The sequence below is a fragment of the Burkholderia sp. BCC1638 genome (assembly GCF_902833195.1).
GTDB classification, from domain to species: domain Bacteria; phylum Pseudomonadota; class Gammaproteobacteria; order Burkholderiales; family Burkholderiaceae; genus Burkholderia; species Burkholderia diffusa.
On the sequence record NZ_CADFEC010000004.1, the window covers coordinates 228,182 to 241,165 of the forward strand.

General features: G+C 68.0%; 14 protein-coding genes. 7 read left to right on the forward strand and 7 right to left on the reverse strand.

Translation table 11 applies throughout. The features are described from left to right. Window positions 1–60: 60 nt before the first annotated feature. Entirely contained in the window at window positions 61–1,191 is a 1,131-nt protein-coding gene (locus tag HWX22_RS06420; RefSeq protein WP_175907515.1) for a transglycosylase SLT domain-containing protein, read from the reverse strand. Window positions 1,192–1,786: 595 nt separating this feature from the next. On the opposite strand from HWX22_RS06420, the gene HWX22_RS06425 reads away from it, so the two are divergent. Both HWX22_RS06425 and HWX22_RS06430 read left to right on the forward strand, forming a co-directional pair. Further along, window positions 1,787–3,343 (forward strand): UbiD family decarboxylase, encoded by a 1,557-nt coding sequence (locus HWX22_RS06425; RefSeq protein ID WP_059690774.1) that lies wholly within the window; start codon window positions 1,787–1,789, stop codon window positions 3,341–3,343. Between the two features lie 34 nt (window positions 3,344–3,377). Then, on the forward strand, window positions 3,378–4,049 hold the full coding sequence (locus HWX22_RS06430; RefSeq protein ID WP_175907517.1) for a LysE family transporter: 672 nt from the start codon (window positions 3,378–3,380) through the stop codon (window positions 4,047–4,049). A 103-nt stretch (window positions 4,050–4,152) separates the two neighbouring features. Here the strand turns inward: HWX22_RS06430 and HWX22_RS06435 are convergent, their stop codons facing one another. Then, window positions 4,153–4,449, reverse strand: a complete 297-nt coding sequence (locus HWX22_RS06435; RefSeq protein ID WP_059690772.1) for a hypothetical protein — start codon at window positions 4,447–4,449, stop codon at window positions 4,153–4,155. Window positions 4,450–4,963: 514 nt separating this feature from the next. Between HWX22_RS06435 and HWX22_RS06440 the strand changes: the two genes are divergently transcribed. Next, window positions 4,964–5,893: a DUF2520 domain-containing protein gene (locus tag HWX22_RS06440; protein WP_059699410.1), complete on the forward strand. Its 930-nt coding sequence runs from the start codon at window positions 4,964–4,966 to the stop codon at window positions 5,891–5,893. Between the two features lie 76 nt (window positions 5,894–5,969). After that, window positions 5,970–6,533 (forward strand): YggT family protein, encoded by a 564-nt coding sequence (locus tag HWX22_RS06445; RefSeq protein WP_059530230.1) that lies wholly within the window; start codon window positions 5,970–5,972, stop codon window positions 6,531–6,533. Window positions 6,534–6,542: 9 nt separating this feature from the next. On the opposite strand, the gene HWX22_RS06450 is transcribed toward HWX22_RS06445, so the two are convergent. Next, complete coding sequence (locus tag HWX22_RS06450) at window positions 6,543–6,893, reverse strand: DUF190 domain-containing protein (protein ID WP_059690770.1); 351 nt, start codon at window positions 6,891–6,893, stop codon at window positions 6,543–6,545. A gap of 24 nt (window positions 6,894–6,917) precedes the next feature. Beyond that, window positions 6,918–7,304: a fluoride efflux transporter CrcB gene (gene crcB / locus HWX22_RS06455; RefSeq protein WP_175907521.1), complete on the reverse strand. Its 387-nt coding sequence runs from the start codon at window positions 7,302–7,304 to the stop codon at window positions 6,918–6,920. Between the two features lie 25 nt (window positions 7,305–7,329). On the opposite strand from crcB, the gene HWX22_RS06460 reads away from it, so the two are divergent. Together HWX22_RS06460 and HWX22_RS06465 are read left to right on the forward strand one after the other, a co-directional pair. Further along, complete coding sequence (locus tag HWX22_RS06460; RefSeq protein ID WP_175907523.1) at window positions 7,330–7,641, forward strand: hypothetical protein; 312 nt, start codon at window positions 7,330–7,332, stop codon at window positions 7,639–7,641. Between the two features lie 42 nt (window positions 7,642–7,683). Further along, window positions 7,684–8,895, forward strand: coding sequence for a S53 family peptidase (locus HWX22_RS06465; protein WP_175907525.1), 1,212 nt, complete (start codon window positions 7,684–7,686; stop codon window positions 8,893–8,895). Between the two features lie 37 nt (window positions 8,896–8,932). On the opposite strand, the gene HWX22_RS06470 is transcribed toward HWX22_RS06465, so the two are convergent. Further along, window positions 8,933–9,808 carry a Sir2 family NAD-dependent protein deacetylase gene (locus tag HWX22_RS06470; RefSeq protein ID WP_175907526.1) on the reverse strand — a complete coding sequence of 292 codons (876 nt, stop codon included), beginning with the start codon at window positions 9,806–9,808 and terminating at the stop codon, window positions 8,933–8,935. A 79-nt stretch (window positions 9,809–9,887) separates the two neighbouring features. Next, the gene (locus HWX22_RS06475) at window positions 9,888–10,493 is read right to left on the reverse strand and encodes an NUDIX domain-containing protein (RefSeq protein ID WP_175907528.1); all 606 of its coding nucleotides are present in this window, start codon (window positions 10,491–10,493) and stop codon (window positions 9,888–9,890) included. Window positions 10,494–10,574: 81 nt separating this feature from the next. Here HWX22_RS06475 and HWX22_RS06480 point away from each other — a divergent pair, with 81 nt between their 5' ends. Beyond that, entirely contained in the window at window positions 10,575–11,330 is a 756-nt protein-coding gene (locus HWX22_RS06480; protein ID WP_175915242.1) for a DeoR/GlpR family DNA-binding transcription regulator, read from the forward strand. 218 nt (window positions 11,331–11,548) lie between these two features. Here the strand turns inward: HWX22_RS06480 and HWX22_RS06485 are convergent, their stop codons facing one another. Then, a complete protein-coding gene (locus HWX22_RS06485) occupies window positions 11,549–12,709 on the reverse strand; it encodes an enolase C-terminal domain-like protein (RefSeq protein WP_059820194.1) in 1,161 nt (386 codons plus the stop codon). Window positions 12,710–12,984: the final 275 nt, after the last annotated feature.

The following is a 12,984-nucleotide window of genomic DNA, read 5'->3' on the forward strand; positions in this document are numbered from 1 at the left end:
AAGAAAAAGGCACCCGATTCGGGTGCCTTTTTGCTGGAGCCTGGCCGGAACCGCGCGACGTTACGCGCCGAGTTCCGAGTGGTCGCCGCCATGCGCCTGCTTCGCGGTATCGACGCTCGCGTCGTCCTGCTGCGGTGCGCCCTTCGGCGCGGCAGCCGCCTTAGCGGTGATCGGCTGCGCGCCGTCGAGCGTCGCATGCACGCGCTTGGCGCCGCCGGCCGATGCCGTCACGGCCGCGGTCACGATCGGCTTCGACGGCTGGGCCGGCGCCTGCGGCGCATTGACCGACACGCTGCGGCCATGCGCAACGTCGCGCAGGCGACCGCGCTCGGCCATGACCTTCGAGCCGTAGGCGGTGTCGTCCGGGTTGGTCGAGCCGTTGTACAGGCGCAGGCCGTTCGCGAGCGAGCCGCCGCGGGCGATGCAGTCCTTCAGCACGAGCGCGCCGACCTGCAGGTTCGCGAGCGGTTGCAGCGCGGTGTCGGTACCGCCGAAATACTCGAATTTGTCGGAATGAACCTTCGACATGACCTGCATCAGGCCTTGTGCGCCGACGCCGCTTTCCGCGTACGGGTTGAAGCCCGATTCGATCGCCATCACGGACAGCAGCAGCAGCGGATCGAGGCCGACGTCGCGGCCGGTCTGGAAAGCAGCCTTGACGAGCTGGCCGAGGGGCTCCTGCGCGACCCGGTAACGGCGCGACAGGTAGGTGGCGACCAACGCCTGTTCGCGGTTCGACGCGAGCGCGCGATCGTCGCGCGCATCGGCCGGGACCCGCTGGGTCGGGATCAGTTTCGCCAGCGCGACGGGCGACGGGCCGTTACGGGCCGGATCGGACGCATCGTTCTGCGCGGCGGTTTCCGGTGCGACGTCGAGACCGACGGCGAGCGCATCCGTTTCCGGGGCGTCTTCCTGCTGCGGCTGCGCGCCAGCGGGCGCGAAGTTCGGCAGCGGATGACCGGTCAGCAGACGGGCCGGACCGGCCTGCACGGCCGCGGATACGACCGGCATCAGCTTCGCGGCGAGATTCCCGCGCACGGTCGGCAGCAGCCAAAGGGCAAGTGCGACCGCGACAGCGAGACAGCCGACAACGCTGAATAGATGGTGACTGACACGCGTCCCGCGACGCAGCATGTTGCGCACGATTTGCGCATGCTGCTCACTGGGACGCCACGATAACCAAGCGTTCATTCAGATCATCTCCCATGAACATGACTCGTGCGGCTCGCTCTGCTCGATGGCGAGACAAAAAACGCGCCGCGGAATCACGACACCGCACGCCTTGGTTGGGACGCGCAAGCATCGGGGAAACGGTATAAGTACCGTTCGAGGCCACGGTGTAAGAGGGCCGGCACCTTCGCACAATGGGCGAGGCGGGCATACGCGGTGGCACCCACGCAAAAAACCAGCGTCTGGTGGCGCTGGCTGGGACTACGACAAAGGCCGTCGAATACGCCGTGCAGGTTTCGGCGGACGGTGACGCGCTGCGTCAAAGATCGGTGATTGGCGGCTCGAAGCCTTTTACCCTGCAACCAATGTGAGCGGATTCTAGCAGGGTTTTATAGATCGTCAACACTATAAAACTTTAAAATTATAACAAAAAGTAATTTTGAATCGCCCTTCAGATCGCCGGCCCCCTGCCGTAGAGGCTCTGCGCGTCGTCGACAATTTTCTCCGCCGGGCGTGCGAGCGGCCGCGCGGGTAAAATCGTCGGTCGATTCGGGGCGCAGCCGGCCGCTGCGCCCGCCCATCGCTGCCCGCCTTGCGGGCGGCCCGGACCTTCTTCATGAAATACAAAGACTTACGCGATTTCATCCAGCGCCTCGAGGCGCTCGGCGAACTGCGGCGCGTCACGCAGCCCGTGTCGCCCGTGCTCGAAATGACCGAATTGTGCGACCGCGTGCTGCGTGCCGGCGGCCCGGCGCTGCTGTTCGCAGCGCCGCCCGGCAATGCGTTCCCGGTGCTCGGCAACCTGTTCGGCACGCCGCGCCGCGTGGCGCTCGGCATGGGTGTCGATGCGGGCGACGACGCCGCGCTCGGCTCGCTGCGCGACCTCGGGCGGCTGCTGTCCGCGCTGAAGGAGCCGGATCCGCCGAAGAGCCTGAAGGACGCCGGCAAGCTGCTGTCGCTCGCGAAGGCCGTATGGGACATGGCGCCGAAATCGGTGTCGTCGCCGCCGTGCCAGGAGATCGTCTGGGAGGGCGCCGACGTCGACCTGAACAAGCTGCCGATCCAGACCTGCTGGCCCGGCGACGCGGGGCCGCTCGTCACGTGGGGCCTCACGGTCACGCGCGGGCCGAACAAGCCGCGCCAGAACCTCGGCATCTATCGCCAACAGCTGATCGGCCGCAACAAGCTGATCATGCGCTGGCTCGCGCATCGCGGCGGTGCGCTGGACTTCCGCGAATTCGCGCTGCAGAACCCCGGCAAGCCGTATCCGGTCGCGGTCGTGCTCGGCGCCGATCCGGCCACGACGCTCGGCGCGGTGACGCCCGTGCCCGATTCGCTGTCCGAGTATCAGTTCGCCGGCCTGCTGCGCGGCAGCCGCACCGAGCTCGCGAAGTGCCTGACGCCCGGCGTCGATACGCTGCAGGTGCCCGCGCGCGCGGAGATCGTGCTCGAAGGCTTCATCCATCCGCAGGAAGGCGCGCCCGCCCCTGCCCCGGCCGGCGCACCGCCGCGGCCGGCCGGCAACGCGGCCGCCGCATACGAACACGCGCTCGAAGGCCCATACGGCGACCACACCGGCTACTACAACGAGCAGGAGTGGTTCCCGGTGTTCACCGTCGAGCGGATCACGATGCGCCGCGACGCGATCTATCACTCGACCTATACCGGCAAGCCACCCGACGAGCCGGCCGTGCTCGGCGTCGCGCTCAACGAGGTGTTCGTGCCGCTGCTCCAGAAGCAGTTCACCGAGATCACCGACTTCTACCTGCCGCCGGAAGGCTGCAGCTACCGGATGGCCATCGTCCAGATGAAGAAGAGCTACGCCGGCCATGCGAAGCGCGTGATGTTCGGCGTGTGGAGCTTCCTGCGGCAGTTCATGTATACGAAGTTCATCGTGGTCGTCGACGAGGACGTGAACATCCGCGACTGGAACGAGGTGATCTGGGCGATCACGACGCGCGTCGACCCCGTGCGCGACACCGTGATGGTCGACAGCACGCCGATCGACTATCTCGATTTCGCGTCGCCCGTCGCGGGCCTCGGCTCGAAGATGGGGCTCGACGCGACCAACAAGTGGCCCGGCGAGACGAACCGCGAATGGGGTCGCCCGATCGAGATGGATGCGGCCGTGAAGGCGCGCGTCGACCGGCTCTGGCAGGAAATCGGACTGTAAGTCCACGCCTTGAACGCACCCGACAAGAACGACGATGAGCTTTCCCCCCGCCTCGATGCTGTCCGACGGGTTCTTCCTGTCGCTGTCGCTGTGTCTCGACATCGGCCTCGTCAACGTCGCGATGCTGTCGCTGACGCTGTCGCACGGCTTCCGGCCGGGCTTCTGGCTCGGCGTCGGCTCGTGCTTCGGCGATCTCGTCTACGCGGCGCTCGCGCTCGCGGGCATGGCCGTGCTGCTGCAGTTCGAGGCCGTGCGCTGGATCGTCTGGATCGGCGGCGGTGCGGTGCTGCTGTTCCTCACGTGGAAGATGGCGCGTGAAGCGCTCGCGCCGGCCGGCAGCGCCGACGACGGCACGGCCGACGAAACACCGCAGCCGCGTGCCAGCGCGCGGCGCAGCTTCGTGCGCGGGATGCTGCTTGCGATGTCGTCGCCGAGCGCGATCCTGTGGTTCGCGGCGGTCGGCGGCGCGCTGATCGCGAAGGCCGGCGCGACCACGCCGGCGACGGCGTCGGTGTTCCTGTCCGGCTTCTTCCTCGGCGGCCTCGCGTGGACGCTCTTCATGTGCACGCTCGCGAGCCAGGGCCGCAAGCGCGCGGGTGCGGGGATGATGCGCGCGTGCCACGTCGCGTCGGCGCTGCTGTTCGCGTATTTCTCGTACAGCGTGATCGTCGGCGGCTACCGCGACCTGATTGCCCACGCGGCGTGACCGCCGCGCGCCGAGCCGCGCCCCGAATGAAAAACGGCGCAACGCCCCGCGAGGGACGTTGCGCCGTTTTGCCGCGCGCGGTCAGGCCGCCACGCGGAATGCGTCAACGACGCCAGCCGTGGTGACCCCAGCCGCCGTAGCCGTGACGCCAGTACGGACGGCCGTAGTAGCCACCGTAGCCGCCGACGACCACGGCGGGCGGCGCATAGTAAGCCGGCGCCGGCGCGTAATACACGGGCGGCGGCGGTGCGTAGTACACGGGCGGAGGCGGCGCATACACGGGATACGCAGGTGCGACCGGGACACCGATGCCGACCCCGATCGACACGTGGGCCTGCGCGGCGCTTGCGGCACCCAGGGCCAGCGCGGCGACGGCGATGAACGGAATGAGCTTTTTCACTTCGATTCTCCTGCTGGAGCGGTAATTTGTGCGCTCCTGTCGGCAACGGCGGGCATGCACGTCGCATGGATGCAATGTAGCGAAAACCCGCCGCCCGCGTATCGCGCATTTGTTGCAAATTGCAATTCCACGCGGCCGCAGCCACCGTGCGGCAGGGCTGCGCGGACCGGCGATCCCCCTCGCGGGTCCCGCGATTCCGTCCGACCAGGGAAATCGCGCCATGCCGGCCGGTCAGTTTTACCGGATCCGGTAAGCGCGGCGCGGATGCTTCAGTAATCAACGATTACAAATTTGCGACAGGACGCCGACACGCCAAGCGGGGCACAGCCGCCGCGTGATTTGGGGCCGGATTGAGCCGCCTTCGACGGGACGAAGCCGCCGCGCGAATTTGCCGGTTGTCCGTACCGAACGCCGATCGTTCGGGCCGTCCCCGTTCGGCAACGCCGCCTATCCACGACCGCCCCGTCATTCCTGCGATACTGGCGTCTGCTCCGTTTGCGCTTCGTGACCCGCCATGCCCCTCCCCGACACTCCCCGCCTCGGCTTCATCGGCGCCGGCCGCCTGGCGCGCTGTCTCGCGCTGCGCTTCGCGGCGGCCGGCTTTCCGGTCGTCGCGATCGCGAGCCGCACGGCGGAATCGGCCGCGGCGCTTGCCGCGCGCATCGACGGCTGCCGGGCGGTCGACACGCCGCAGCAGGTCGTCGACACCGCCGACCTGATCTTCCTGACCGTGCCCGACGACCATCTCGCCTCGACCGCCGCCGCGCTGCGGTTCGACGCGGCGCGCGCGGCAAGCCAGGCGCTCGTCCACTGCAGCGGCGCGTCGGCGGTCGAGTTGCTCGATCCGGCAAAGCGGCAAGGCGCGGCCACGGGCGGCTTCCATCCGCTCTATCTGTTCGGCGGCACGGACGCCGATCTCACCCGCATCGACGGCTGCTCGGTCACGCTCGAAGCCGACGGCGCGCTGCACGCGACGCTGCTGCGACTTGCTGCCGCACTCGGCTGCCATCCGCTGTCGATTCCGGCCGGCGGCCGAATGCTGTATCACGCGGCCGCGCATTACGCGGCGAGTTTCGCGCTCTGCGGGCTGTCGGAAGCGGTCGAGCTGTGGCGCGGCCTCGGCTTCGACGAGGAAGCCGCGTTGCGCGCGCTGCTGCCGATGCTCACCGGCACGATCGCGACCGCGCGCGACAAGGGCCTCGCGAACGCCCTGGCGGGCCCGGTGTCGCGTGGCGACACCGGCATCGTCGAGCGTCAGCTCGCGCTGCTCGAGGCGCGCGGCGGCGACCATGCGACGCTGTATGCGCTGATGACCCGCCGCGCGGTCGCGCTCGCGGCGAAGCGCGCGGCGCCGCCGCCCGCGCTGCCGGCGCTTGCGCAGGCCGTCGAAACGTCGCTCGAGCGCACGATCGGGCACCCCTCCCCGCCGCGAGACGAGGCGTGATAAGGTGTCGGCCGATGCGCCGCCATCCGGCGTTGGCGGCCGCACGCTACTCGACTGTATAAAAAGGATGCCAACGATGTTCGGCGAGATCGCCCGTTTTCTGCTCAATACCGTCTTCACGCTGTTCGGCGCCGCGCTGATTCTGCGCGTCTGGATGCAGGCCGTCCGCGTGCCGCCGTACAACCCCGTCACGCAGGCCGTGCTGCAGGCGACCAACTGGCTCGTGCTGCCGCTGCGCCGCGTGATCGCGGGCGTGCGCGGCATCGACTGGGCAAGCGTCGTCGCCGCCCTCCTCACCGCGCTCGTCTATGTGGTGCTGATGGTCGTGATGGCCGGCCTGGATCCGGCCTCGGTGATCGCGACGCTCGTCGTGGTCGCGCTGCTCACCGTCGTGAAGTGGGCGCTCAATCTCGTGATCTGGATGACGATCCTGATGGCGCTGCTGTCGTGGCTCAATCCGCGCTCGCCGGCGATGCCGATCCTCTACCAGCTCACCGCGCCTTTCCTGAACCCGCTGCGCCGCGTGATTCCGAACCTAGGCGGCATCGACCTGTCGCCGATCCTGCTGTTCGTGATCGTCCAGGTGCTGCTGATGATCGTCACGCGCGCCGCCGTGTCGCTGACGATGTTCGGCATCTGACGTATTGCGCTACGCTGCCGGCCCCTGCGCCGGCGGCGCCTCGAGCGTGTCGATCACGCCGAAGCGCGCGGGAATCATCGCGTAGCACACGCGCACCTTCTCGCGCGTCAGCCGCTCGAGCAGTTGCTGCGCCTCGTCCTCGGTGACGATGAACTCGACCTCGATCGCGAGCGAACCCTGCAGCTCGAAAAAGCGGTCCTCGTGCAGCACCCGATGCCGGCCGAAGCCGGCCATCGCACGAAACGCCGAACCGCCCGCGACACCCATCCGGTTTCCCTCCTCCAGCAACCACTCCCACAGCGGCTTCCAGTGCAGCCGGTGCTGCTCGTGCACGTAGAAACGCAAGAAGACCCTGTCCATCGCGTCCTCCCGATGCCGACGCGCTCAGGCCACCGCGAACCACGCGCGCGCGGTCCACATGCCGAGCGCCGTCAGCGTGAACGATCCAGTCAAGTGTAGGGCAGCCACCGCGAACGCCCATCCCAATTCGCCCTGCACCGCGTGCGTCATCACTTCGACCGAATAGGTCGAGAACGTCGTGAGGCCGCCGAGGAAGCCGGTGATCACGAAGAGCCGCCACTCAGGCGGCAGCCCGACGCGGGTGGTAAACGCGACGGCCGCGATGCCGATCACGTAGCCGCCGATCAGGTTCGCGGCGAGCGTGCCGAGCGGCACGGCGGGAAAGAACGCGTTGAGCGCAAGGCTCAGGAACCAGCGCAGCAACGCGCCGAGCCCGGCGCCGACGAAGATCGCGACGATCGAATAGAACAAGGGAGCTCCTCGCTGACGAGGCCGCATGGCGGATGCGGCCTACGCCGAACTGTATGCGCAATCGCGCCGCGCCGGCAATGCCGGCCGGCACCCCGGCGCGCACCGGATCGTGTCGCGCCGGAATCACGCATTTCATTATTTCCATGCGACGCCGGGCTCGGCATTTTCCAATGCATTACGCAGGACATTACAAATCACTATAAACAAATCGATTATTCATCTGATTTTCCCGAAGTCGAAAAATCAGCCGCGCGGCCCCACGCCGCATGTTTTCCCTAATCCAGACATTCCCGAATCAGGCCGATATTCCATGCAATTCATTCGACCAGTTTCGTAAAATAATTTCGCCCACCACTCCATCGGCATGGAGACTCGAAAAATGAACAATTACCGCCTGTCATCCATGTTGATTCCGGCGCTGTGCGCGTCGCTGCTCGCATCGAGCGTCGCGCTCGCCGAGGACAACGGCCCCCCGTCCTACGTCGAAGGCAACCGCGCGCCGAAAGGCTATGCGCGCCCGCCATTCCATACGAAACAGCGCGCGAACACCGCCACGGTGGCCGGCCTCACACCCGTGCTCGTACGGCATGCGTACGGGTTCGATTCGATCGCCAACCAGGGCGACGGGATGGTCGTCGCGATCGTCGACGCGTACGACGATCCGAAAATCGAAGCCGATCTCGGCGTATTCAGCAACGCGTTCTCGCTACCGGCCTGCACTTCGTCGAACGGCTGCTTCACCAAGGTCTACGCGCGCGGCGCGCGACCCAAGACGGACGCGGGCTGGTCGCTCGAGATGTCGCTCGATGTCGAATGGGTGCATGCGATCGCGCCGAAGGCGAAGATCGTGCTCGTCGAAGCCGCGTCGGCCAGCTTCAGCGACCTGATGGCCGCGGTCGACGTCGCGGTCAAGCGCGGCGCATCGGTCGTGTCGATGAGCTTCGGCGGCAACGAGTTCGGCAGCGAGACCGGCTTCGACAGCCACTTCAACGTATCGGGCGTCACGTTCGTCGCATCGTCCGGCGACAGCGGCACCGGCACCGAGTACCCGGCGGCGTCGCCGTACGTGGTGGCGGTGGGCGGCACGACGTTGTCGACCGACGCGTCCGGCGCCTACGTCGGCGAGGCCGCGTGGAGCGGCAGCGGCGGCGGTGTCAGCTCGATCGAGGCCGAGCCGGCCGGGCAGACCGGCTGGCCGGTGCCGGTGGCCGGCAAGCGCGGCGTGCCCGATGTCAGCTACGACGCGAATCCGTCCAGCGGCTTCGCGGTGTACGACTCGGTCACCTATCAGGGGCAGGCGGGCTGGTTCCAGGTCGGCGGCACGAGCGCGGGCGCGCCGCAATGGTCGGCGCTCGTCGCGATCGCGAATTCGCTGCGTGCGGCGGCCGGCAAACACTCGCTGAGCGGCACCTACGACACGCTCTATACGATCGGGAAAAACGCCTACGGCAGCGACTATCACGACGTAACGACCGGATCCAACGGCACTTGCGGCAGCATCTGCAACGCAGCGGGCGGCTACGACTACGTGACGGGCCTCGGCTCGCCGATCGCGCCGGCGCTCGTCCAGGCGCTCGTCGCGCAGCCGTGATCGCGCGGCCGCGGCCGGCCGGTTCGTCCCGCGCCGCTCAGCCGCCGTGCCATGCTCGGTCGAGCGCGACGAGCGTCGCGAGCGCGCCGCCCTTCAACCCGATCACGTCCGCGCGGCGGGCATGGGCTTCGCGTGCGTTGATGCGAATCACGTCGGCACCAAGCCGTTCGCTCAAGAGACGCACGGTGGGAATCGCGGTGCCCGCGCCGACCTCGACGACGGTCACCCATCCCGCCTGTACGATCCAGTCCTGCAGCGCCCGCTCCTGCGCGTCGTAGCGTTCGCCGAGCCAGCCGTTGTCGCCGAACATCAGGATGTTCGGTCGCGCGAGGCCGCCGCAATGCGGGCAGCGCGGCAGCTCGCCGACCAGCCGGCACGCGGCCGCATCGACGTCGGGCGTGAACGGCGCGGCGCCCCAGGTGTCGTCCGAGCACGGTCGCAGGCACTGCATCGAATGAATCGAACCGTGAATCTCGGCGACACGCGCCGGATCGAAACCGGCCTTCTGGAACTGGCCGTCGACGTTGCTCGTCAGCACGAAGCCGCCGTTCGGCATCGCGTCCATCCAGCGCCGCAAAATCGCGAAGCCCGCGTGCGGCACCGTCTGCCGGTAAAGTCCGAGACGGTGGCCGTAAAAGCCCCACGCAAGCTGCGGATGCGCGCGGAACGCCTGCGGCGAGGCAATCTCGTGGAATTCGAAACGCTCGTGGCGCAGCGCCGGATACGCGCGCCAGAAGCCGTCCGTGCCGCGGAAATCAGGCAGCCCCGAATCGACGCCGATGCCGGCGCCGGCTGTCACGAGCAGGGCATCGGCGCGCGCGAGTGCCTCGACGGCGGACGCGACCAGATGAGCCGGCAGTGATGCGGCAGCGGCGCTGGAATCGGTGAAATCGGAGGAGTCGGAAATCGGCATGATGGAGCAGCGGAAGCGTCGAACGGTGCGCGAGTGGCGTCGCGCGATCATACGCCGGTTCGGGCGCCGCGCCGCGACATCACGCCGCCGCGGCGCGCCCGCTCGCGGGTTCCCGCAGCGCGACGTACTGCAGCAGCATGATCGTCTTCGCGTCGACGATCTCACCCCGCTCGACGGCATCCAGCGCCGCGTGCAGCGGCATCTCGACGACCTCGAGATCCTCGCCCTCCTCCGCGATGCCGCCGCCGTCGCCCGTGCGCAGCGACGCATCGTATTCGCCGACGAAGAAATGCAGCTTTTCCGTCACCGAGCCCGGACTCATGAACGCCTCGAACACCTTGCGCACGCCGCGCACGCGATAGCCGGTTTCCTCTTCGGCCTCCGCGCGAATCCGGGCGTCGGGCGTCGCGTCGTCGAGCAGGCCGGCGGCGGCTTCGAGCAGCATCCCGTCGTGTCCGTTGACGAACGCCGGCATCCGGAACTGCCGCGTGAGCAGCACGTCGCCCGTCGCCGCGTTGCGCAGCAGGATCGTCGCGCCGTTGCCGCGGTCGTACGTTTCGCGGCTCAGACGCTGCCACGTTCCGTCGCGGCGCAGAAAATCGAACGTTACCTTCTTCAGCACATACCAGTCATCGGACAGCACCGTCGTATCGACGATGCGGACACGGTCCCGCGTTGCGGCCATGGTGGTCTCCCATTCGACAAGTGACGGCACGCATGGTAACGTGCACATTCGTGCAATTTCAAGAAATTTTGTGCAATTCCGATGCTGACGACCCAACGCAAGAAAGCGATCCTCGACGCGCTCGCCCGCGACGGCCAGGTGCTGGCCGTCGAGCTGAGCGCGCAATTCGGCGTGTCCGAGGACACGATCCGGCGCGACCTGCGCGAACTGGCGGCCGAGGGCCTGCTGCAGCGCGTGCACGGCGGCGCATTGCCGGCGTCGCCGGCGGTCGCGCCGTTCGCGCAGCGCGAGGCGCTCGAAACCGCGGAAAAGCGGCGCATCGCGCGCCGGGCGGCGCAGATGATCGCGCCCGGACAAGTCGTGATCGTCGACGGCGGCACGACGTCGGCACTGCTCGTCAGCCAGTTGCCGCCCGAGCTACGCGCGACGATCGTCACGCACAGCCCGAGCGTCGCCGTCGCGCTGGCCGCGCATCCGTCGATCGACGTGATCCTGATCGGCGGACGGCTGTACAAGCATTCGATCGTCGCGGTGGGCGCCGCGGCGATGGAAGGCATCTCGCGCATCCACGCGGACCTGTATTTCATGGGCGTGACCGGCGTTCATCCGGTCGCGGGGCTGAGCACCGGCGACTTCGAGGAAGCAGCGATCAAGCGCGCATTGGCGGGGCGCGCCGGCGAGACGGTCGTGCTGGCTTCGCAATCCAAACTGCGAGCGGCGTCGCAGTTCGTGATCGGCGAGCTCGCGCTCGCGCAAGCGATCGTGGTCGAACAGGAAACCGATGCAGCGCTGACCGAGCCGATCGAGGCCGCGGGCGTGACGGTCGTGCGCGCATAGCCGAGCGGTGGCTTCGACGTCTGGACGTCGGCGGTGCGTGGCTACTGGTCGGCGTGCACGTGATCAGGTGACGGTGGCTCGCCTACGGCGTACGGTCATGCCGCGCGTGGTTCGACCGCGCGCTCACGTGGCGTGTGCTCGACCGGTTCATCGCGGTGACGAGGCTCGGATTCGCGGCCCGCTTCACGATCGACGCGCGCCGAGACCGGCCGCGCCGTTCACAAGCCGGCTACCGCGCGAAACGCGTGGTACGCATCGGCATGAAGCTCGAAGCCGATGCCCGGCGCCTGCGGCACGGCCGCGTAGCCGGCGTCAACCGATTCGCCGTCCGCCAGCCCGTTGAACGGACGGAACGCGAACGGGCTGACTTCGGCGCCGCCGAGCCCGAGCGCCGACACGACGTGCAGCGAGAACAGATGACCGCCGTGCGGCCAGAACGCATCGCGCCGCCAGCCGTTCGACACGAAATGGTCGACGATCTGCAGATAGCCCGGCAGGCCATAGCAATGAACCGGATCGAACACGAGGACGTCGCGGTCCGGGCGCAGACCGCCGTAGCGTTCGAGCAGCTTCGCTTCCGCGAGCGAAAACAACGCCTCGCCGGCCGCGACCGGCGGCGCGTATTGCGCGATCAGGTCCGCATGAAGCGGCAGGTCGAGCGGATCGCAGAGATCCTCGAACCACCAGAGTTCGAACGGTGCCAGCATCGCGGCGGCTGCGCGTCCGCTCGTCGCGTCGTACGCGTTCATCGCATCGACCGCGAGATGCGAACTGTCGGCAAGACACGCCGCGGCGGCTTCGATGCGTCTTTTGTCGTGATCGACATCCGCGCCGCCGATCTTGATCTTCGCGTGCGTGTAGCCGAGATCGGCGATGCGATGCATCTCGTCCGACAGGCGCGCGAGATCGTCGTGCGGATAGCGGTAACCGCCGCCCGCGTAGACACGCACGCGAGGTGCCGCGTCGCGCGCGAGCCGATCAGCGACGAAGCGATGGAGCGGCAGGCCCGCGATCTTCGCGGCGGCATCCCAGATCGCCATGTCGAGCACGCCGACCGCGACGCAGCGTTCGCCGTGCCCGCCGGGCTTCTCGCCCGCCATCATCGCGCGCCATGCGCGAAATGGATCAAGGTTCGTGCCGGCATCGTCGGCGATGGCGTCCGCGGCGGCCAGCAGACGCGGCGCGAACCGTTCGCGAATCAGCCCGCCCTGTGCATGACGGCCGACCGATGCGTAGCCGTAACCCGTGACCGGCCGGCCATCGCGCACGACATCGGTGACGATCGCGACGACGCTCGTCGTCAGGCCACCCGACGGAATCGCCGGATCGGCATAACGGGAAACCGGGATCGCTTGCTCGCGGATGTCGATGATGCGCATGGTCGGGGTTCCGGGAAAACGTTCGGCGTTCGCGGGCCATGCGCGCATTGCGGGCCGGCGCGACTGGCGGATCGCTGCATCATAGGCGCTTGCGCGATGTCGTGCAGGCGTGCGACCGTCACGATGCGGTGAAGGGATCGGACTCGATCGACATCATCCGAATCGCGCCGTGCCACGTCGAAGTGCGGACGAATGCCGCGTCATGTGCGAAGCGTGTTGCGGCCTCGACGTCGATCATCGCACCGCACCGGCACGGCCGCGAATTAGATGGACAT